The sequence below is a fragment of the Psychrobacillus sp. genome (genome assembly GCF_032154225.1).
Taxonomy (GTDB): Bacteria; Bacillota; Bacilli; order Bacillales_A; family Planococcaceae; genus Psychrobacillus.
Genome location: NZ_JALDYF010000003.1, coordinates 40,366 through 59,214 on the forward strand (window position 1 = coordinate 40,366; position 18,849 = coordinate 59,214).

Annotated in this window: 17 protein-coding genes; 4 read left to right on the forward strand and 13 right to left on the reverse strand. The window is 37.9% G+C overall.

All coding sequences use genetic code 11. The features are described 5' to 3' along the window. Positions 1 to 266 precede the first annotated feature (266 nt). From RUH95_RS05890 to RUH95_RS05910, 5 genes are all read right to left on the reverse strand, one after another. Entirely contained in the window at positions 267 to 1,181 is a 915-nt protein-coding gene (locus RUH95_RS05890; protein WP_313891910.1) for a DUF1002 domain-containing protein, read from the reverse strand. A 93-nt stretch (positions 1,182 to 1,274) separates the two neighbouring features. After that, positions 1,275 to 2,141, reverse strand: coding sequence for a CvfB family protein (locus RUH95_RS05895; protein ID WP_313891911.1), 867 nt, complete (start codon positions 2,139 to 2,141; stop codon positions 1,275 to 1,277). Positions 2,142 to 2,143: 2 nt separating this feature from the next. After that, a complete protein-coding gene (locus tag RUH95_RS05900; protein ID WP_313891912.1) occupies positions 2,144 to 3,643 on the reverse strand; it encodes a GGDEF domain-containing protein in 1,500 nt (499 codons plus the stop codon). A 38-nt stretch (positions 3,644 to 3,681) separates the two neighbouring features. After that, positions 3,682 to 4,101, reverse strand: coding sequence for a transcriptional regulator MntR (gene mntR, locus RUH95_RS05905; RefSeq protein ID WP_313891913.1), 420 nt, complete (start codon positions 4,099 to 4,101; stop codon positions 3,682 to 3,684). A gap of 133 nt (positions 4,102 to 4,234) precedes the next feature. Then, positions 4,235 to 4,504 carry a late competence development ComFB family protein gene (locus RUH95_RS05910; RefSeq protein WP_313891914.1) on the reverse strand — a complete coding sequence of 90 codons (270 nt, stop codon included), beginning with the start codon at positions 4,502 to 4,504 and terminating at the stop codon, positions 4,235 to 4,237. 102 nt (positions 4,505 to 4,606) lie between these two features. Between RUH95_RS05910 and RUH95_RS05915 the strand changes: the two genes are divergently transcribed. Then, positions 4,607 to 4,762 (forward strand): lmo0937 family membrane protein, encoded by a 156-nt coding sequence (locus RUH95_RS05915; protein ID WP_313891915.1) that lies wholly within the window; start codon positions 4,607 to 4,609, stop codon positions 4,760 to 4,762. 29 nt (positions 4,763 to 4,791) lie between these two features. Here the strand turns inward: RUH95_RS05915 and RUH95_RS05920 are convergent, their stop codons facing one another. The 6 genes from RUH95_RS05920 to RUH95_RS05945 form a co-directional block, all read right to left on the reverse strand. Further along, positions 4,792 to 5,901 (reverse strand): GNAT family N-acetyltransferase, encoded by a 1,110-nt coding sequence (locus RUH95_RS05920; protein ID WP_313891916.1) that lies wholly within the window; start codon positions 5,899 to 5,901, stop codon positions 4,792 to 4,794. A gap of 20 nt (positions 5,902 to 5,921) precedes the next feature. Continuing rightward, the gene (locus RUH95_RS05925; RefSeq protein WP_313891917.1) at positions 5,922 to 8,018 is read right to left on the reverse strand and encodes a heavy metal translocating P-type ATPase; all 2,097 of its coding nucleotides are present in this window, start codon (positions 8,016 to 8,018) and stop codon (positions 5,922 to 5,924) included. Next, the gene (locus tag RUH95_RS05930; RefSeq protein WP_397469480.1) at positions 8,002 to 8,388 is read right to left on the reverse strand and encodes an ArsR/SmtB family transcription factor; all 387 of its coding nucleotides are present in this window, start codon (positions 8,386 to 8,388) and stop codon (positions 8,002 to 8,004) included. Before RUH95_RS05930 ends, RUH95_RS05925 begins: the two co-directional genes overlap by 17 nt. A 563-nt stretch (positions 8,389 to 8,951) precedes the next feature. Beyond that, on the reverse strand, positions 8,952 to 11,309 hold the full coding sequence (locus RUH95_RS05935) for a penicillin acylase family protein (RefSeq protein WP_397469481.1): 2,358 nt from the start codon (positions 11,307 to 11,309) through the stop codon (positions 8,952 to 8,954). Between the two features lie 119 nt (positions 11,310 to 11,428). After that, complete coding sequence (gene murB / locus RUH95_RS05940; protein ID WP_313891919.1) at positions 11,429 to 12,343, reverse strand: UDP-N-acetylmuramate dehydrogenase; 915 nt, start codon at positions 12,341 to 12,343, stop codon at positions 11,429 to 11,431. An 85-nt stretch (positions 12,344 to 12,428) separates the two neighbouring features. Continuing rightward, entirely contained in the window at positions 12,429 to 12,734 is a 306-nt protein-coding gene (locus RUH95_RS05945) for a winged helix-turn-helix transcriptional regulator (protein ID WP_313891920.1), read from the reverse strand. A gap of 255 nt (positions 12,735 to 12,989) precedes the next feature. On the opposite strand from RUH95_RS05945, the gene RUH95_RS05950 reads away from it, so the two are divergent. The 3 genes from RUH95_RS05950 (at position 12,990) to RUH95_RS05960 (ending at position 15,158) form a co-directional block, all read left to right on the forward strand. Next, positions 12,990 to 13,514: a YceI family protein gene (locus tag RUH95_RS05950; protein WP_313891921.1), complete on the forward strand. Its 525-nt coding sequence runs from the start codon at positions 12,990 to 12,992 to the stop codon at positions 13,512 to 13,514. Positions 13,515 to 13,622: 108 nt separating this feature from the next. Beyond that, positions 13,623 to 13,901 (forward strand): hypothetical protein, encoded by a 279-nt coding sequence (locus RUH95_RS05955; RefSeq protein ID WP_313891922.1) that lies wholly within the window; start codon positions 13,623 to 13,625, stop codon positions 13,899 to 13,901. Positions 13,902 to 13,928: 27 nt separating this feature from the next. After that, positions 13,929 to 15,158: a Zn-dependent hydrolase gene (locus RUH95_RS05960; protein ID WP_313891923.1), complete on the forward strand. Its 1,230-nt coding sequence runs from the start codon at positions 13,929 to 13,931 to the stop codon at positions 15,156 to 15,158. Positions 15,159 to 15,296: 138 nt separating this feature from the next. On the opposite strand, the gene RUH95_RS05965 is transcribed toward RUH95_RS05960, so the two are convergent. Together RUH95_RS05965 and RUH95_RS05970 are read right to left on the reverse strand one after the other, a co-directional pair. After that, positions 15,297 to 17,114 (reverse strand): ABC transporter ATP-binding protein, encoded by a 1,818-nt coding sequence (locus tag RUH95_RS05965; RefSeq protein ID WP_313891924.1) that lies wholly within the window; start codon positions 17,112 to 17,114, stop codon positions 15,297 to 15,299. Further along, complete coding sequence (locus RUH95_RS05970) at positions 17,107 to 18,849, reverse strand: ABC transporter ATP-binding protein (protein WP_313891925.1); 1,743 nt, start codon at positions 18,847 to 18,849, stop codon at positions 17,107 to 17,109. The genes RUH95_RS05965 and RUH95_RS05970 overlap by 8 nt, the downstream gene beginning before the upstream one ends.

The window sequence follows — 18,849 nt, forward strand, 5'->3', positions numbered from 1 at the left end:
TACTAACTTATATAAATAGAAATTAACTTAATGCCGTAGCTCGTCGGGCCGCATGAGCCGAAGTATGAGACCCACTTTTACGCAGCACAAGTTGGCTCATGCAAGGTGCGGCAAGCGCGAAGGCGTAGTGGCTACTCACTAAGAGTCACCTTATCAACAAACGAAAATATAAAATTGAATATAATGGTTAATCAACATGCGTGATCTTATATATCTATTTTAAAAATGCCCTGACTATCTTCAAAAGATAATCAAGGCACTACATATTAACCGAAAATAGAACGAATTGAATTCATTAAATTAGTGAAAAAATCTTTAACACCTTGCCAAAAACCTTCATTATCAACAATCTGTCCAAGCTTATCCTCAATCGTCTTACTCAAATCAGTCAACTGATCCGACCACTTGCTAAAATCAATATCCAATTGACGAATTCTGTCCATAATATCGATTAACAACTGGCGATCTTTTTCAGAAAGCTCAATTTTCAAATTAGCTAACTGCTCCGAAACAATTTTCTCCACATCTTCACGAGAAGCGGGATTTTGCTCCGCAATTTGCATTTTAATTTCTGTTAATAACTCACTTACTTTCGCTTCATCAATTCCTGCCTCTTTTGCAAGAATCGTCGCTACAGACAACTCATCATTCGCAACATCCGTACGCTCAGGGTCTAACTCTCCCCCTGTTACCTCATATGCTTTATAAATACCGACTAGCGCGGAATGTCCTGTCACTTTTTTTGGTGCGGCTATTTCCACAACTGCATCTTGAATGCCAGCTGTTAACATTGCATTGGCATACATTTCGTTCGTTACTTCCGTAATATTGTCTGGTGTTACGATATTAATAACTAACCCTTTTCCAGCATCTTTTCTTGTAATTTTCGCAGAAGAAAACATGCGTGCAGCTGCGTCACCATCTTTTAAATACTTCGCTAAGTCTTTACCTGTCACTTCTATTTCTTGTATATCAGAACCATCTTTAATCTTTAAACTATCTTTGACACTTTGCTTTTGTGCTTCATCCAAATTGCCACCATATACAACGATTGGTGCTCCGAATTTTTCATTGACTGCTTCTTCCTCGTCACCACCCGAATCTGCAAATGCTGCACTCGGCGCTATCGTAACCCCTATCAATAAAATACCAGCTATAAAAAACTGTAAAAATCGTTTCATACATAAAACCCCTTTCTCTTCACTAAATAAGTACGTAAAAAGGAGTAAAAAGTTCCGATTTTCCATGAATCGTTTCTTTTCACTCCATATTAATTATTGCTTCACTTCAGTCCAACCGTCGATTTGAACGATTTTTCCTTCTTTCATTAACTTACCAAGTGCTCGTTTAAATGCTGCTTTGCTCATTGTGAACATTGCTGAGATTTCTTCTGGAGATGATTTATCTGTAAAGGGCATTCTTCCACCTACATCGTTTAAATAACGGAAAATAGATGTTGCATCATCACCTAAACGCTCATGTTTACGTGGCAATAAAGAGCCATTTAATGAGCCATCTTCTTTTGTATCAATGATTCGAACTGATAAATCTTGACCAAGTCTCGGCTCTTCGACACGTTCTGATTCATGAACGAATATTCGGTAGTTTTCTGGTACACTTAACAAAAATGTTCCAACTGGAAGCAGTCTATATGGTCTTGCTTGTATATTTTGATTGAACAATGTTTCTGGAGCATCTTCGTATAATTCTTCTACTCGATCCTCTGTAGCCAATCGACCTAATAATTCTCCATCCCTGTCTGTACGAAGCGTCATATATAAATGATCACCATTTGCAGGCCATAATTCTTTTATTTTCGGTAAATCTTCTGCCTTCACCTGTACTTCTTTCGATGTACCAATGTCGACAAAAACTCCTTCTTTGTCAGAAACTTTAATAACTCGTGCCCATCCGAACGTTCCTTTTTGAATCGTTGGAAGCATCGTTGTAGCCGATAAATTTCCTCTGCGGTCCATGAAAAGAAATACTTCAATTGAGTCATCCAGCTTTAAATCCTCTGGTGCTTCTGATGCGTTCAATGGAATATCCAACTCGTTATGTGCAAGTACCCATTTCGATCCTTCTTGTGCTTTTACTCGTAATTTTACTATTTCTCCTGATCCTGATGCTAATTCTGTCAAATTTAGCCCTCTCCTTCTGACCACAAATTAAACTGGTCTTTGCCTTCTTCTTTTGATCGATATAATGCTTTGTCTGCTTTCTTGAATAAGGAAGTTTCATCTTCCTCTGAATCGTGAAGAATTGCTCCTCCAATACTGAGTGACAATACCTTCCATAACTCAAATCCTGATTCAGCTTCTTTTAACTTTCGAGTTTCTATCAATACTTGTTCCGCTAATTTTCTTATAACCGTTTCATCTGTATTATAAACAACAATTGCGAATTCATCTCCACCAAACCTTGTGACAAATCCATCTTTCTTGATAACATTTTGCAACACTTTCGCAACTTGTACTAAAACTAAGTCTCCATCAGCATGGCCAAATTGGTCATTTACTTGTTTAAAATTATCCAGATCAATGAGTATTAATCCTATTCTTTTATTCTTTCTTTTTTGAAATAGCTCATCCATTTTATTAATATATGTAGCACGATTATATACACTAGTTAATGAATCATATGTTGCAAGATTAACTGTTTTCGTAAGTATGCGAATAATAATGACTAATGCTAGAAATGAAATGAATATCGCTAATATTAATAACAACCAAAACTGCTTTGTATTTTGTTTTAATAAAGCTAGCTCAGTACTGTTTCCATACTTCACATAAATAATTCGTTTCGTAGAGCTTCCACGTTTTTGTTCTGCCTCATATGGTAAAAAACGATGTGTTTCAATATGTCCATTATCTAGCCTTGTTTTATATTCTACTGGCTTAAACGTTTTCATGACGCTCATAAATGCTTCTTCAAATTGCTTTGGCATTTCAGTGACAGATACTTCAGCTTCTTCCTCTTCGTTTAAAAAGAATCCACCGATATTTATAGTTTTCACTTCTAGCAGATCATCATATTTTTCAACTAATTTATTGGACGTCTGAATAAAATTAAACGTTTGGAATATCTGAGAATTATTTAAATTTACACTTAGTTCTATCATATATTTCTTATCAGGAGTTCCAAGATAACTAAATTTTCTTATCCCTCCTGTTTTGATTGAAACGTCAATTCCGTCTGTAAAAAACTCACCGGATTCCCGGCGGTCATCTAGTTGAGTAGAAAATTTTTCACAGCACTTTGAAAAGTTCAATCCAAAATCCTTTTCAAAAGTAGTATGAACAATCGTATTTTTTGCATCCAAAATATAAATGTCCATTCCATGAATATCTTTCATCGCTTCAAGATCCCAACTTAAAACATCCGGATTCTTCTTATATTGTTCTAGTAAAGATCTAGAGTAGTGCTCCATCTCATTTGAAATGGTTGAATCAAAAAAGTAGTGAGCATTGTCTACTGTTTGCATATCTGCGAGAATATGATTTTCAATAAGTCCCCTGCTATTTTCTTCTTGATTTTGAATATCTGAAATTAGTAACTGTCTATTTACATATGAGACTGTTATTACAAGTATTAGCGCAAAAATTGTTAAGGACAATAATAGTTTCAAACGAAGATTATTCATTGATAACTTCCTAACTATACATGGTTTTCCGTTTATTATTAATTGCTTGAATCTTGTTGTAACTCGAATAGTTTAGATTGTAATTCGGGGTTTTCTTCTAAAAATAATACTAAATCTGCAATACGGTCAATGGAGTTCCAACTTAGATGATGTTCGATTCCTTCCACATCTTCGTAAATATTTTCTTCCTTCACACCGATTAGCCTTAGAAAATCTTCTAAAAGATCATGTCTTTTTACAAGTTTTTTCCCTAGCTTCATTCCTTTTGACGTTAAAGTTAATCCACGATATTTCTCATATATTAAAAATCCATCTTTATCTAACTTTTGAACCATCTTTGTTACAGAAGAAGGTAGGACAGACAGTGCTTCTGCAATATCAGACACTCGAGCATACCCTTTACTCTCGATTAGCATATAGATTTGTTCAATATGGTCTTCCATGCTTGGCGTTGGCATACTTAATCTTCCTTTCATTGCTACTTTACCTATTTTACTACATACAGCTTCCTATCTCAATTGTAGATATTTTTTCCTATGCAAATACATTCAAAATAAAAAACCTTATCACAAAAATGATAAGGTGGGATACCTATGACCGATGCGGGTACTTTCCTACTGTATAAATAGACTGAATAACTCTTTTGTTAATCCATTCTAAGTTTTCTTTGGAATTCATTCGTTCAAAAACTGCAGTTCTTCCTTTTTCGGAAGTTACATAATGTGCCGGCAGTGTATTTAAACTAAGTGCGATAATATCTTCTTGGCATTGCTGACATTTACAAAAAATTTGATAATCAGAGCCACTCATTAGAACAGTTACAATTCCCTGAACTATTTCTTCCATTGCATTTTTGAGCATCTCTATTCTCTTCCTTCAACAAATATTGTTCCGATGTTTAATAGTATAGCCCATCGGGTAAAATATCAATAATAACATGCCTCATAAGAAAGGATGATTTAAATGGGTAAGATTTTGTGGACAATTATCGTCGTATTAATAGCACTTTGGCTACTAGGTCTAGTATTACGAATTGGTGGAGGTATTATACACACATTGCTTATTATTGCTGGTATTATTTTCATCATTCAGCTTGTAACTGGAAAGCGCTCTGTATAGATAAAAAAATGCTGCCTAAGCAGCATTTTTTATTGAGTTACTTTCGCATAAATACAAGTATCAGACAGTCTTTTCCCATCTGCCGTTAAAGAATCATAACGAAGTGTACCTTCTAGTGTATATCCAAGCCTTTCCGCTACAGAACGACTGCGTACATTTTCACTATCACAGCGAATTTCTACCCTATTTGCCTGTAGTTCTTCAAATGCAAACTCCGTTATACGTGCACATGCTTCAGTCATTAAGCCTTTACCTTCAAACTTACTATCAATCCAGTAACCGATTTCAAACTTTCGCACATCCCAATTAATGCGATGTAAGCCCGAAGATCCAACGAACTCACCAGTTTCTTTCAAAAATAAATGAAGTCGTAAATCTTTTCGTGTCACAAAATCCGCCATTGCTTGTCGCAAACTTGTAGTTGTTTCTTCTAGTGTTTGCTTTTTTTGAGCCCATGGCATCCATTCTTTCAGTGCATAGTGAGACTGAATAATTGCTTCCCAGGCAGCCTCTGCATCTTCTAACTTTGGCGCCCGAATGATTAAACGATCCGTATAAAACTCCTCTTCAAAAGACAAATCTCCATCTTTCTTTAAAACTCTATGGAAATCATCGTCCCAATCGACAGGTGTCGCAGTTCCTCCTAAGAAATCATCACGCGTCATGCCGTACGTAACCGCATCATAATAAGAATGTTCTTTTGGAGAAAACCAAGCCTGACGTAATTGAGCTTCTTTTACAAAGCCTGCACGTTCAAACGTTTTACGCATCGCAAAATTATCTTGTCTTGTATGACCTTCTAATCTAATTTTCGCTTCTGGTAATTGGAATACGTATTCTGTTACTAGCTTTAATGCCTTAGGACCATAGCCTCGACCGCGGGCTTCATCTGCAATTCGCAAATCAAAGAGAGGAATCTCATCTTGCAAATCGTAAATTTTCACAATTCCTACTTTTTCACTTGTTTCATTTTCCACCCAAAAAGTTTTTACTTCGTCGGATTCATATCCACCTTCGCCAATTGTTTTCTCAATTATTTCTCTAGCTGGATGTGAATTGCCATGATATGGCCATGTATTTGTTGTCATAAAGTGAATAAGTTGCTCTTGCTCTTCCATTGTCCATTCAATTAACTTCATCTTATACCCTCCGAAACAGATTACTTATGAACTTTCAGTAATCGCAATGAATTTAGTACTACTAGAAGTGTCGCCCCCATATCCGCAAAGATGGCAATCCATAAAGTTAACCAGCCAGGAATGATGAGTAGTAATGCAATAATTTTTAATCCTAATGCAAACATAATATTTTCTTTAATAATATGCAATGCTTTTCGACTTAATCGGATTGTATATGGCAATTTTTCTAAATCATCTGCCATAAGCGCAACATCTGCTGTCTCAAGTGCAGCATCTGTTCCTGCTCCTCCCATTGCAATTCCAACCGTTGCCGCTGCAAGGGCAGGTGCATCATTTACACCATCTCCAACCATTGCTACTGCTCGATACTTTTCTTTCAATGCTTTAATCGCATACAACTTTTGCTCTGGCATTAACCCTGCTTCTACATCTGTCATTCCAAGTTTAGCAGCTATCGCTGTCGCTGTACGCTCATCGTCACCAGTTAACATAACTGTATGCTTAATGCCCGCTTTTTTCAAATCTTTCAACACCTGGGCACTAGTTGAACGAATTGGATCTGCAACGGCAATAAAACCTCTAAATATGCCTTCCTCGGCAGCAAGCATAACAGTGTTCCCTTCCGATTGAAGCTGTTCAATTTTAGCCACTGTTTCAGCCGATACAGAACTAATAGCAGTAATCCATGAAACACTACCAACCGTCCATTTGCTTCCGTCGACTATTCCTTCTGCACCTTTTCCGGTAATTGATTGGAACTGATCGACCTCTAACGCTTGTAATTCTGACTTTTTCGCATACTTTACGATTGCTTGAGCTAATGGATGCTGTGAATATGTTTCAATCGACATCACTTTTTGAATAAAATCATCTTGCCCTTCCGCCTCTACATGCGTCACTTCAGGATATCCTTTTGTTAATGTGCCTGTTTTATCAAAAGCAATTGCTTGTAATCGTCCAATTTCCTCTAAATGGACTCCACCTTTAATGAGTACCCCTTGTTTTGCCGCATTCCCAATGGCTGTTACAATCGCGACTGGTGTGGACACAACTAATGCACATGGGCAGCCAACAACCAATACTGCAAGCCCTTGGTAAATCCAAGTTTGCCAGTCCGCTCCGAATAGCGGTGGAACAATAGCTACTAGAAAAGCTATTGCGATAATCGCTGGCGTATAATACTTCGCAAATTTATCAACAAATTTTTGAGAGGGTGCTTTTTCTGCTTGTGCCTCTTCGACCAAATGGATGATTTTCGCAATCGTCGTATCTTCTACTCTTTTCGTTACTTTTACCTCTAAAGATCCTTCTTCGTTTAACGTTCCAGCAAATACTTCATCGCCAATTGATTTTACCGCTGGCACCGACTCTCCAGTAATCGACGCTTGATTGACTGCTGAAGTCCCCTTCAAGACGACCCCATCCATCGCAATCTTTTGTCCAGGCTTCACAATAAGCGTATCATTTATCTGGATAAATTCTGTATCTACCTCTACTAATTCAGTTCCTCGACGAATCGTTGCCGTCGGAGGCGCAATGTCCATTAGCTGACTAATTGACTGCCGTGCTTTATTCATCGAGTATGCTTCTAGGGCCTCACTTACAGCGAATAAAAATACAACGACTGCTCCTTCACGCCATTCTCCAATAATTGCAGCACCAATAATCGCAATCGTCATAAGCGTCTTCATATCAAAATAAAAGCGTGATAGATTAACAAGACCGCCTTTAAATAAATCGTAACCACCAACTGCAATCGAAATAACAAATAATCCAATCGCTATAGGATGTGTCTCCCCGTAAGTAAACGATGCAATAATCCCGATTACTAAAAATACGAACGAAATTGCGGTTGTTACATTTTCTTTCCGTTTGAAAAAAGGAATTTTTTCTTGGTTACGCTGTTTTACAGGAGCTATTTTAATCCCATCAAAGGCACCAGCTTTTTCAATATCCTCCACGGATACATTCCCAATAACCGCTACTTTAGAAGCACCAAAGTTAACTTTTGCATCTTCTACTTCTGGAAGGCTTTTTATATTATTTTCAAACTTCATGGCACAGCTAGCACACGATAAATTTTCTAAACGATACTCTTTTTTAGTCGCTTGCACCATCTTCTTCACCCTCTTCTATCGCATGCTCATATGCGATTTTTACTAATTCGTTGACGTGATGATCCGCTAATGAATAATAAACCAATTTACCTTTGCGACGAGATTTTGCAAGCGATAAATCTCTTAAAAATCGTAAATGATGTGATGCAGTTGCAGTCGAAGACCCAATAATTTCACTCACATCGCATACGCAAAGCTCTTCTTCTAGCGTTAATGCATACGCTATTTTTAATCTTGTTTCATCTGCCAGCGCTTTAAAAATTTGCGCAACCTTCGTTACATCCGGCAGCTTATTTTTCACCGATGATACGGTATCTTCATTTACTTTTGTTATTTCACACGTAACTTCACACATATCTTGCGTGGACATTTTAGCACCTCATTCAAATGATTGTTTGATTGTTAAATTTATTATATGCTCTGACTATTCAAATAGCAACTTCATTCAAAGGATTATTTGAATGTTTTATTCACATGCTAGAACCATTCGATTCAATAAGAAAAACCGAGCCAAAAGATACCCGGTCCTTTAAAGCAAAAACATCTTAACGACGTAGTTTCTAGCTCCCTTTAGGCTATACGATGAACGGAAAAGCTTAACTTGTTGTAAGTGCCTGCACCACTTACAACAAGTTTATTAGTCGGTCATCGTATGGCAAATGTTCGCCTTCCGCTCGCCAGAAAATTCAGTACCAAGTAGTTAAATGCTTTTGGCAATAGAAGAAGCAAGTCGCTTCTAGCGAGCTGAAATCCCCGCAGGAGAAGCCGTGCCCCAGGGTACGGGTCCGCTTGTAACGAAATCCACACCACCCATCTCTATACTCCCCCCCTCTCTATAGATGCCCCAAAAACCGTGTTCATGGAACATTTTTATATACTTTCTTAATCTAAAAAAACGACCACCTCATGACGAAGTGATCGCTTTTTCCAACCTTATTCGGCTTTCAATATTAACTCATACCCATTTTCCACTGTCCCATCTATAACAGTCGTATGGTATTTCCCTTTTACCCAGTCCATGACTTGGTTGTTATACCAATCTGATTTCACATGACCACTTTGACCTGGTCCCACAATATGATAGGCCTCACTCAAATCAGATAAATCGGCAACAAATCGCCAAGATGCTCCGTGGTCTACTCTTCCATCTTCTCCAGATCCAGCAGCCTGGACCGTAATATTCGAGCCACCAACCGGAACAGATTTTGGATTTAATAAGTAACCAAGAATAGGAGAAGCTCCTGAAAGTGGATGATCAAATGTAAGCTGGTGGAAATCTCCCCATTTCCATTTTGCTTCATTGTCCCCGTACTCCTCAGACAAATCATCAATTACCTTAGCAAAAGAATCATATACCCATTTATCAACACCACCGTACTCTTCTAACCATACACTTTCCTCTTCTTTATAGCCTTGGCGCAAAAACTGATCTGTAATATTGCCTTTGCCCGGAAGCATTTCATATACGTCTTTTGGCATTTCTTTAGACAGTAATGTTTTAGGTAACTCTTTCATCCATCTATAAAATATAAGTGGAGCCGCTTGATCTTTATCATCCACTTGATTCCATTCCGCTAGCATCGTTAGCGCATCTTTATACTTTCCTTCTACATCCTCTTTACTAACAGAACCCATCATATTCGTTAAAAACTCTCTTGCGTATAAATTTGTTTGGTCCATTTGCAAATTCATCATATCTTCTTTTGTAAACTTTTCATCTCTTTCTAGCACTTCGGCAATACGCTCGTATCTATACGATTGCGCCCAAAAATCTGTAATATGATATTTATATGACTCACCTATTACTTCATTATTCGCTGTTGCAATAAAACCTTCTTTTGGATTTACGACAATCGGAAGCTCATCATATGGTACATATCCTTTCCAACCATACTCGGCGGAATCCCCCGGTACCGGTAGCTGCCCATCTCCCGTTTTTCTTAGCGGAATTCTTCCGTTCGCTTTATAAGCAATCGTTCCATCTTTTGCTGCAAACACAAAGTTTTGTGCGGGTGCATGAAAATCTTCTAAAGCTGTTTCAAAGTCATCCCAGTTTTTCGATTTATTCATTTTTAATATTGCTTGAAGCTCAAGTGTCGGCTCTAACGCTGTCCACTGCATCGAAAATAATGCGCTCGGTTTTTCTTCTTTAAATAATACATCTGAAATAATTGGGCCGTGACGCGTTACAACTACTTCAAAAGGAACATCTTCTTGCCCCTTCACTTTAATCGGTGAATTTCTTACTTCTGCCTGCTCCCATTTCCCTTCATATGAAAACTGCGTTCGATCTTCAGGGTTTGGCGTTTCAATATATAAATCCTGCACATCTGGTCCAACATTCGTTACACCCCATGCCACCTCATCGTTATGCCCTAAAATAATTCCAGGAATACCTGCAAAAATAACGCCACTCACGTTTTGCTCTGGTGATTGTAAATGCATTTGATACCAAATCGATGGCGTGCTCAATCCTAAATGCGGATCATCCGCCAAAAGAGGCATCCCACTTTCCGTCTTATCCCCACTAAGAACCCAGTTATTACTGCCGTTAAACTCATTAGGTAAAACGGAGGCATCAAAGTAACCAGCTACATTCACTTCATTATTTTTGTTTGCTTCAATTATTGAACGAGATTCTTCTGGATATTTGATGAATAGCTCCTTCGCTTTATCTTCTGAGAATTCATTTAACGCCCAGTGATTTATCGCTAATGAAGACCAGTTACCACCTAAGTCATAAGCCATGTATTTGCCAATTGTTAATGAATCAATTTCCGTCCACTCTTCCGGCTCATAGCCTAGTAACTTAAATTCATACGACAATTTATTATCTTCTTTAGCAAAGCGAATAAATTCATTAACCCCTTCTGTATACCACTTCAGCACTTGCTTCGCTTCATCGTTATACCCTTCATACGACTTTTCAGCAGCGTCTCGTAAGCTAAACGTTAAGAAAAACTTGTCTGTTCTAATCGCAGCTTCTCCAACAACTTCCGCTAGACGCCCACTTGCTTGCCTTCTTGCTAAATCCATTTGAAATAATCGATCTTGCGCTTGTACAAATCCTTGTGCACGATATAAATCTGCATCCGACTCTGCTTGAATATGCGGTACGCCATCTTCATCTCGCACAACTTTTACTTCTGCATCTAGCGCATCTAACGTTAGCTCCCCTTTAATAATTGGTTTCGAACTTGATATATATGTATTCAAACCAATTACAACAACTAAACATAGCGCTACAATACTTCCAACCGTCCACCATAATATCTTCCATCCCTTTTTCATCTGCATCCCCCTCTAGTTTGCTCTTTAACATTATTCGACGTTTTGCTTTTTATTACCTTTATATCGCAATAAAAAAAGCCTATGAATATATTAATATTCATAAGCCTATATTTATAGTATTACTCATTTTCACCGACAATTTTTACTTCTAGCTCTAGCTCCACGTCAAAGTTTTCTTTGACCGTTTGCTTCACCATTTCAATCGTACTTATATAATCAGTAGCCGTTGCATTTTTTTTATTAACAATAAAACCAGCGTGCTTCGTAGAAACTTCTGCTCCGCCAAAACCTTTCCCTTGCAAACCGCTATCTTGTATAAGCTTTCCTGCAAAATATCCTGGAGGACGCTTAAACACACTACCTGCTGACGGATATTCTAACGGTTGCTTTGACTCACGTTGAAACGTTAGGTCAGCAATTTTCGCATGAATTTCTTCTGGATTTCCAGGTGCTAATTCAAACTCCGTTGATAATACGTAATACCCTTTTTTCATAATAAGACTCATACGATAGGAGAATTCTAGCTCTTCATTTGACAGAATTAACTTTTCTCCGGCCGGTGTAAGCACAGTCGTACGGACGGTTACATCCTTAACTTCTCCGCCATATGCGCCTGCATTCATCGCCATCGCACCACCAATTGATCCTGGGATACCACAAGCAAATTCTAATCCTGTTAATGATTCACTGGCAACTGCTCGCGAAACATCGATAATATCGGCTCCACTTTCGGCAATTACTCTGTTTCCATTAATCGTAATTTTGTTCAAATACTCTAAGCGCAATACAATTCCACGCACACCGCCGTCTCGAACGACCATATTTGATCCATTTCCAAGAAGTAATAATGGAATATCATTATTATATGCATATTGAACAACATACGCAGCTTGATCTTCCGTTTCAGGCGTTACAAACAAGTCTGCAACTCCGCCCATTTTCGTCATTGTATGCAAGTTCAATGCTTCATCTATTTTTACGTTCTTCGAGTCAAGCTGCATAACCAAATCTTGAAACCATTGTTGTTTAGTCAAAAAGAGACAATCCTTTCCTCATTAACCTTTAATTTTTACCTTTTCATAGTATGCGTTCTCGCACGCATTTTATCAAGTAAAAAACTCACAACCAGTCCTTTGACCAAGACTCGATTCCACTGACTACATCTTTTAAAGCGTAGCCTTTCTCCGTTAAATTGTATTCCACGCGTACGGGGACTTCCGAAAAGACGGTTCTTACTACTATCCCTTCTTTCTCCAGCTCTTTTAAACGTTCAGAAAGAAGTCGACCACTAATAGGAAGCGACGACTCAATTTCGTTAAATCTTTTAGCACCATCTATTAATTGATAAATTATTAGCGTCGTCCACCTTTTTCCAAGCAACTCCATTGCCTTTGCTAAACGTGGACATAATAACATTTCCTTCATCTGATTCACCTCAATTACTACCTCATTATATATTGGAATGTTCATTTTGTAAAATAAAAGTAATTTAATTACTTGACGTAATCAAGGAATTAAATTATAGTTACTTACATAAAGTAACTAAGTGTTTATTATCACCAAAAAAATTGGTCATAGTAAATGTTTAGCGTTCCAAATAATCTTGAAGTGATGTATCTTGACTTCAAGACAATAGTGTTTTATACTTAAAAAAACAACAATCCTGAGGAGGAAATAACAATGACAAAATTTAATCTTGACGCAGCACATTCTAGTATCGACTTTTCTGTAAAACATATGATGGTTTCAAAAGTAAAGGGTTCTTTTACAAACTTCAGCGCAAACTTAGACGGCAACGCAGAAGATTTAACTGGCGCTTCTATTAGCTTTGACATCGATGTAAAATCTATTTCTACTAACAATGAAGACCGCGACAATCACTTACGTTCTGCTGACTTCTTTGATACAGAAAAATTCCCAAGCATCAAATTCGTTGCTACTGATATTAAGAAAACAGATGATGGCGAATATGACGTAACTGGCGATATGACGATTAAAGGCGTTACTAAATCGGTAACTTTCGAAACAGAATATGGCGGAAAAGGAACAAACCCATGGGGCCAAGAAGTTGTAGCATTCTCAGCTGAAACAAAAATCAGCCGTAAAGAATTCGATTTAACTTGGAACCAAGCATTAGAAACTGGTGGCGTATTAGTTGGAGACGACATTAAAATTTCGGTTGAACTTGAATTAAACCCAGCTTAATAATAGAATTCCTCAAAACGACTCTGAATATTCGGAGTCGTTATTTTTTTTGAACTATTCTTTCCATTTTTCGTATATACTAAAGAAAATATAGTTGGAGGGATATTCATGGACTTTGTAGGGCTTGTTGCAGTTGTAATGGTTTTTTCTATTCCACTCACTGCAATTTGGACAACACATATTCGTCAGTCACAGAAAATAAAAGCATCAATAATCAAAGATGAGATTGAACTAGAACGACTAAGATACGATAACTTTTTACTAGAAACTGAAAAAATGCGAATAGACTTGCAGCAAAAACAAGCAAGCTTAATCGAATCAAATGATCCTGTCTTAATGTCGTTACAAAAAAAAACAGAGAATGATATAAAAATTACTTCTCTCTAAAATTTTTTATAAACTAGGAGAGATAACATGTTTGCAAATCAAAAGAGAATAACACAGCATATTGAATTGCTAAGCCAGTTTACTGCCTCTCCTGGAGAAGGTGTAACAAGACTTACATTTAGTAAAGAAGATCTTGATGCTCGCAATTATATTAAAGAACAAATGAAACAATATGGGCTTACTATTTCGGAAGACGGCCTTGGAAATATTTTCGGCAAGCTTGAAGGAACTATTCCTGACGCTCCCTCTATAATTATCGGTTCGCATTTCGACTCTGTTCCAAATGGCGGTGCTTATGATGGAACAGCAGGTGTAGTAGTTGGATTAGAAGTTGCTGCTTTATTTCAAGAAAATAAATGCCAGCCGACCTATCCACTTGAAATTATTGCACTTGTCGAGGAAGAAGGTTCCCGTTTTGGCGGTGGATTAATGGGCTCTCTAGGCATGATGGGTTTATTAACAAACGAAGATTTTCAAAAACTTGCCGATAAGGATGAAATTATAGTAGTAGATGCAATGCGGAATATTGGTTTGGACCCTTCAAAATTGAAGCAGCGCGACCCAAAAACGATAAAAGCATTTCTCGAACTCCATATTGAACAAGGTCCTATTTTAGAAGAAAAGAACATTACTATTGGTGTGGTAGAAGCAATTGTTGGATTAACTCAATTGGAGGTTACGGTTCAAGGACAGGCGGGTCATGCCGGTACTACACCTATGAATGGACGATCCGATGCACTTGTTGCAGCAGCACAAATCATTGCCGCTTTCCCTCAACTAGCAATAGATGAAGGTCATGATACAGTGATTACAACCGGACAACTACATGTATATCCAAACGGCGCAAACGTCATTCCAAGCAAAGTCGTATTTTCCATTGATATTCGTTCTGCTCAAGAAGTACATATACAAAATGTTGTACAAAAGGTAGAGCAATTAATTTCTTCCCAAAATAGGGGGAACATTCAAATTTTTACGGAACAATTGCTTCATATTTCGCCAAAGGAATTAGATGTAACTGTTCGATCCGTTTTAAAAGAAGTGAGTGACCAATTGGCAATTCCTAATTGCTCGATTAATAGCGGTGCGGGTCATGATGCAATGGTCTTTTCTGATTTTACTGCCGCTGGAATGGTGTTCATTCCAAGTAAAAACGGACTTAGTCATTGTCCAGAAGAATGGTCTGATCCAAATCACCTCGTCGATGGTACGAACATTTTATATCAAACAGCTTTGCGACTAACAAAGGGGATTTAGCAAAGATTGTCGTGAAAAAAATCCAATGAGTGCAGTTTTTATTACTGGGCTCATTGGATTTTTATAATTGTTTTTCTGTAGAAAAAGTTTGAGCTTGTAGAGTCCTCATTTCCAGAAATCTCTACAATTTTTTTTCATTCAAATATTAAACTGACTCTCATATAGTTCAGAATAAAAACCTTTTTGCTGCAATAGTTCCTCGTGCGTACCGCTTTCAATTAGCTCCCCATCGTGGATAACTAATATGCGATCGGCGTTCTCAATGGTTTTGAGACGATGGGCAATGACAAAGCTTGTTCTCCCTTCAGATAAACGGTTCAGCCCCCGTTGGATTTCAATTTCCGTTCTCGTATCAATACTCGAGGTTGCTTCATCTAAAATCAATATATCTGAGTCTGCTAAAATGACTCGAGCAATTGCTAGTAGCTGACGCTGACCTTGGCTTAAACTTGCTCCACCTGAGGTAATGAGCGTTTTATATTGCTCTGGTAAATGCTTAATAAAGCTATGTGCAGAAGCCATTTTTGCAGCAGCAATGACTTCTTCATCTGTTGCACTTAGACGTCCATAGCGGATATTTTCCAGAATTGTTCCGGAAAACAGGAACGTGTCCTGTAGTACAATACCGATTTTTTCACGGAGTTTATTCACTTGGTAGCCCTTAATAGGCAGACCATCGATTTTAATATTGCCTGAATCAATATCATAAAAGCGCATTAAAAGATTAATAATCGTCGTTTTCCCTGAACCTGTTGGACCTACCAAAGCGATTTTTTCTCCTGCTTTTGCTTGGAAGCTAATATTTTTTAAAATTGGTTTGCCAGCTTCATATGAAAAGTTTACATTCGAAAACTCTACATCTCCTTTAAAAGATTCAATCGTAATGGCATTCTTCTCATCTTTTAAATCCACCGTTTCATCCATAATTTCAAAAACCCGCTCCGCTCCAGCTATAGCAGACTGGAACGTGTTTAATAGACTAGAGAGCTGATTAATCGGACGGAAAAATTGGCGCGAATATGTAACAAAAGCTGCTATAATTCCTACTGTCGCCATTCCTTCTACCGTCATGAGTGCGCCAACTCCGATAACTAAAGCTAGCCCTAAATTGTTGATGAAGTTATTTACTGGTCCAAGAAATCCCGATACCGTATCTGCTGCCATTGCAGAATGACGAAGTCTTTCATTTACCTCAGAAAACTTTGTGAATGTCTTTTCCTCTTGCCCAAAAATCGTAATGACTTCATTGCCAGAAATAGCTTCCTCGATGAAGCCGTTTAATTCGCCTAAATCTCGTTGCCTTTTAATGAAATTGCTACTACTATATTTAATAATTTTTTTCGTCGTAAAGATGATCAAAGGGATGACGAATAGCGACACAACCGCCAGTACCCAGTTCAGCATAAACATAGCTATCGTAACGCCTGTAACCATTAAAATAGAAGAGAATATTTGAATAACACTTTGGCTCAGTGCATTATTTAAACTTTCAATATCATTCGTCACTCGACTCATCAAATCGCCATGCGTACGTTTATCAAAGAAGCGTAATGACAGTGTTTGGAATTTATTGAACAAGTCTTGGCGCAATGATCGGATTGTCTGTAACGACACTCGAACCATTAGAAAAGTTTGCAGCCAAGTAAATATCGAGGTAGCAATATAAACAAAAGCTAATACAAATAAAAACTGAAGCGTACCATCCAAATCCTTTGGAATAATATAATCGTCGATGATGACTCCTATTAAATAAGGTACGAGCAGACCAAGTAAAGTTGATAACACTACTAAAACAATAGCAGCAATCATCCCAATTTTTTGCTTCTCCATATACGTCCATATACGTTTGATCGTTCCTTTTTTATCCCGTGCTTTAACAATCGGTCCACCAAATCCACCTGGTCCACGTACACGTCCCATCACATTTGGCGCTGGTTGAGAGGAAGTTTTACTCATGCGAATGAACCCCCTTCCCGCTTTGCGTTTCATAAATTCCACGATACACATTGCTCGTGATTAGTAATTCCTCATGCGTTCCGCTTGCTTCAATCATTCCATCGTCGATGACAAGAATCTGGTCTGCATCAATAATTGAAGACACTTTTGCAGAAATGATAAACACAGTTGTATCAGTGTAGCTATTTTTTAAAGCCTGTTGAACGGCCGCTTCCGACAAAGCATCAATTGCAGACGTCGAATCATCAAATATTAAAATTTTCGGCTCTCGTATAAACGCCCGAGTCATAGACAGACGCTGTTTTTGACCGCCAGATAAATTCGTCGCTCCTTGCATAAGCTCGTGTGCAAATTTTTCATCCAATTTATCTATAAATTCACTTGCAGCCGCAGACTGAGCTGCTTCTCCCATTTCTGTATGACTCGCCGTCTCCTTGCCGAAGCGTAAATTTTCTTCGATTGTTCCAGAAAACAATGTAGCTTTTTGTGGCACAAAACCAATCGATTCCCTCAGCTGTTCCAAGGAATAATCCTTTACATTGACCCCATCTATGTAAATAGCTCCTGAATCTGGGTCGTATAGTCGTGGGATTAATTTTACTAATGTTGATTTCCCGCTACCCGTAGATCCTATAATGCCAATCGTCTGTCCTGCTTTTGCTCGGAAGGACATCTCTTTCAACACATATTCTCCATTTTTACTATAGCTAAAATTCACTTCTCTAAACTCTACTTCTCCCTTTATTGCTGGAATGGAAGTAGGTGTTTTAGGCTCTTGAATATCAATCTCCGTATCAAGCACTTGCTGGATTCGATTTGCTGAAGTGAAGGAACGAGTAATTTGCATTAATACATGACTACTTGTGATTAATCCATTCATAATAATAGTTAAATAGTTAATAAAAGCTAATATAACACCAACTTGTAGCGTTCCTTCATTCACTTTTATAGCACCCATCCACATACCCACCACAACACCAAGGTTGACGACAAAAAGCATGATTGGCATAAGTGTTAGAATAACTTGCTCCGCAGACATATTCCGCTTCGTTAACGTATCATTCACTGCTTCAAATTCTTTGATTTCATAATCCTGGCGATCGAATGCTTTGATCACTCGAATACCCGCAAATGTTTCTTGCAGCTTTGTATTTACCTGATCCATTGCTCTTTGCACTTTCGCAAATAACTTTCCTGATTGCGCCGAAAAATAATAAATAAAAGCTATTAAAATCGGAATGGCTACTAGTAATACAGGAAATAACTCGCGTGCTGTAAACCAAACAATTACAACAGAACCGATGAACAATAGAGGTCCACGTACAAAAATACGTAGCAGCATCATTAACGCCTGCTGTACAGAAGTCACATCATTTGTCACGATCGTTATCAATTTCCCTGCTCCAAATGAATCTGTATTTTTACTAGAAAATTGTTCCGTCTTTTTAAATACATCTCGTCGTATATCCGCCGCAAAATTCACGGCTGCTTTTGTACTGTATACCGTACTACCAGCCCCACCAATCAATCCAATAAAAGCCGTCAATAACATTAACAAGCCAAGCTTTATGACATAAGCGTTATCATTATTGCCAATACCTTCGTCGATAATATGCTGCATAATCGTTGGCTGCAATAAGTCCATCGCAACTTCCACACACATCAAAAGTGGACCTAAAATAGCAAAAACAGTATACGGTTTTACATAAGGAAGTAGTTTCTTTAGGGATTTCAT

Bases quoted from the DNA above. Each gene is read 5' to 3' on its own strand.
- RUH95_RS05915 (WP_313891915.1), top strand. From the start codon at position 4,607: ATGGGTAAGATTTTGTGGACAATTATCGTCGTATTAATAGCACTTTGG.
- RUH95_RS05935 (WP_397469481.1), bottom strand. From the start codon at position 11,309: ATGAAAAAGGGATGGAAGATATTATGGTGGACGGTTGGAAGTATTGTA.
- RUH95_RS05950 (WP_313891921.1), top strand. From the start codon at position 12,990: ATGACAAAATTTAATCTTGACGCAGCACATTCTAGTATCGACTTTTCT.
- RUH95_RS05900 (WP_313891912.1), bottom strand. From the start codon at position 3,643: ATGAATAATCTTCGTTTGAAACTATTATTGTCCTTAACAATTTTTGCG.
- RUH95_RS05970 (WP_313891925.1), bottom strand. From the start codon at position 18,849: ATGAAATCCCTAAAGAAACTACTTCCTTATGTAAAACCGTATACTGTT.
- RUH95_RS05925 (WP_313891917.1), bottom strand. From the start codon at position 8,018: ATGGTGCAAGCGACTAAAAAAGAGTATCGTTTAGAAAATTTATCGTGT.
- mntR (WP_313891913.1), bottom strand. From the start codon at position 4,101: ATGCCAACGCCAAGCATGGAAGACCATATTGAACAAATCTATATGCTA.
- RUH95_RS05960 (WP_313891923.1), top strand. From the start codon at position 13,929: ATGTTTGCAAATCAAAAGAGAATAACACAGCATATTGAATTGCTAAGC.
- RUH95_RS05955 (WP_313891922.1), top strand. From the start codon at position 13,623: ATGGACTTTGTAGGGCTTGTTGCAGTTGTAATGGTTTTTTCTATTCCA.
- RUH95_RS05890 (WP_313891910.1), bottom strand. From the start codon at position 1,181: ATGAAACGATTTTTACAGTTTTTTATAGCTGGTATTTTATTGATAGGG.
- RUH95_RS05920 (WP_313891916.1), bottom strand. From the start codon at position 5,901: ATGAAGTTAATTGAATGGACAATGGAAGAGCAAGAGCAACTTATTCAC.
- RUH95_RS05910 (WP_313891914.1), bottom strand. From the start codon at position 4,504: ATGCTCAAAAATGCAATGGAAGAAATAGTTCAGGGAATTGTAACTGTT.
- RUH95_RS05965 (WP_313891924.1), bottom strand. From the start codon at position 17,114: ATGAGTAAAACTTCCTCTCAACCAGCGCCAAATGTGATGGGACGTGTA.
- RUH95_RS05930 (WP_397469480.1), bottom strand. From the start codon at position 8,388: ATGTCCACGCAAGATATGTGTGAAGTTACGTGTGAAATAACAAAAGTA.
- RUH95_RS05945 (WP_313891920.1), bottom strand. From the start codon at position 12,734: ATGAAGGAAATGTTATTATGTCCACGTTTAGCAAAGGCAATGGAGTTG.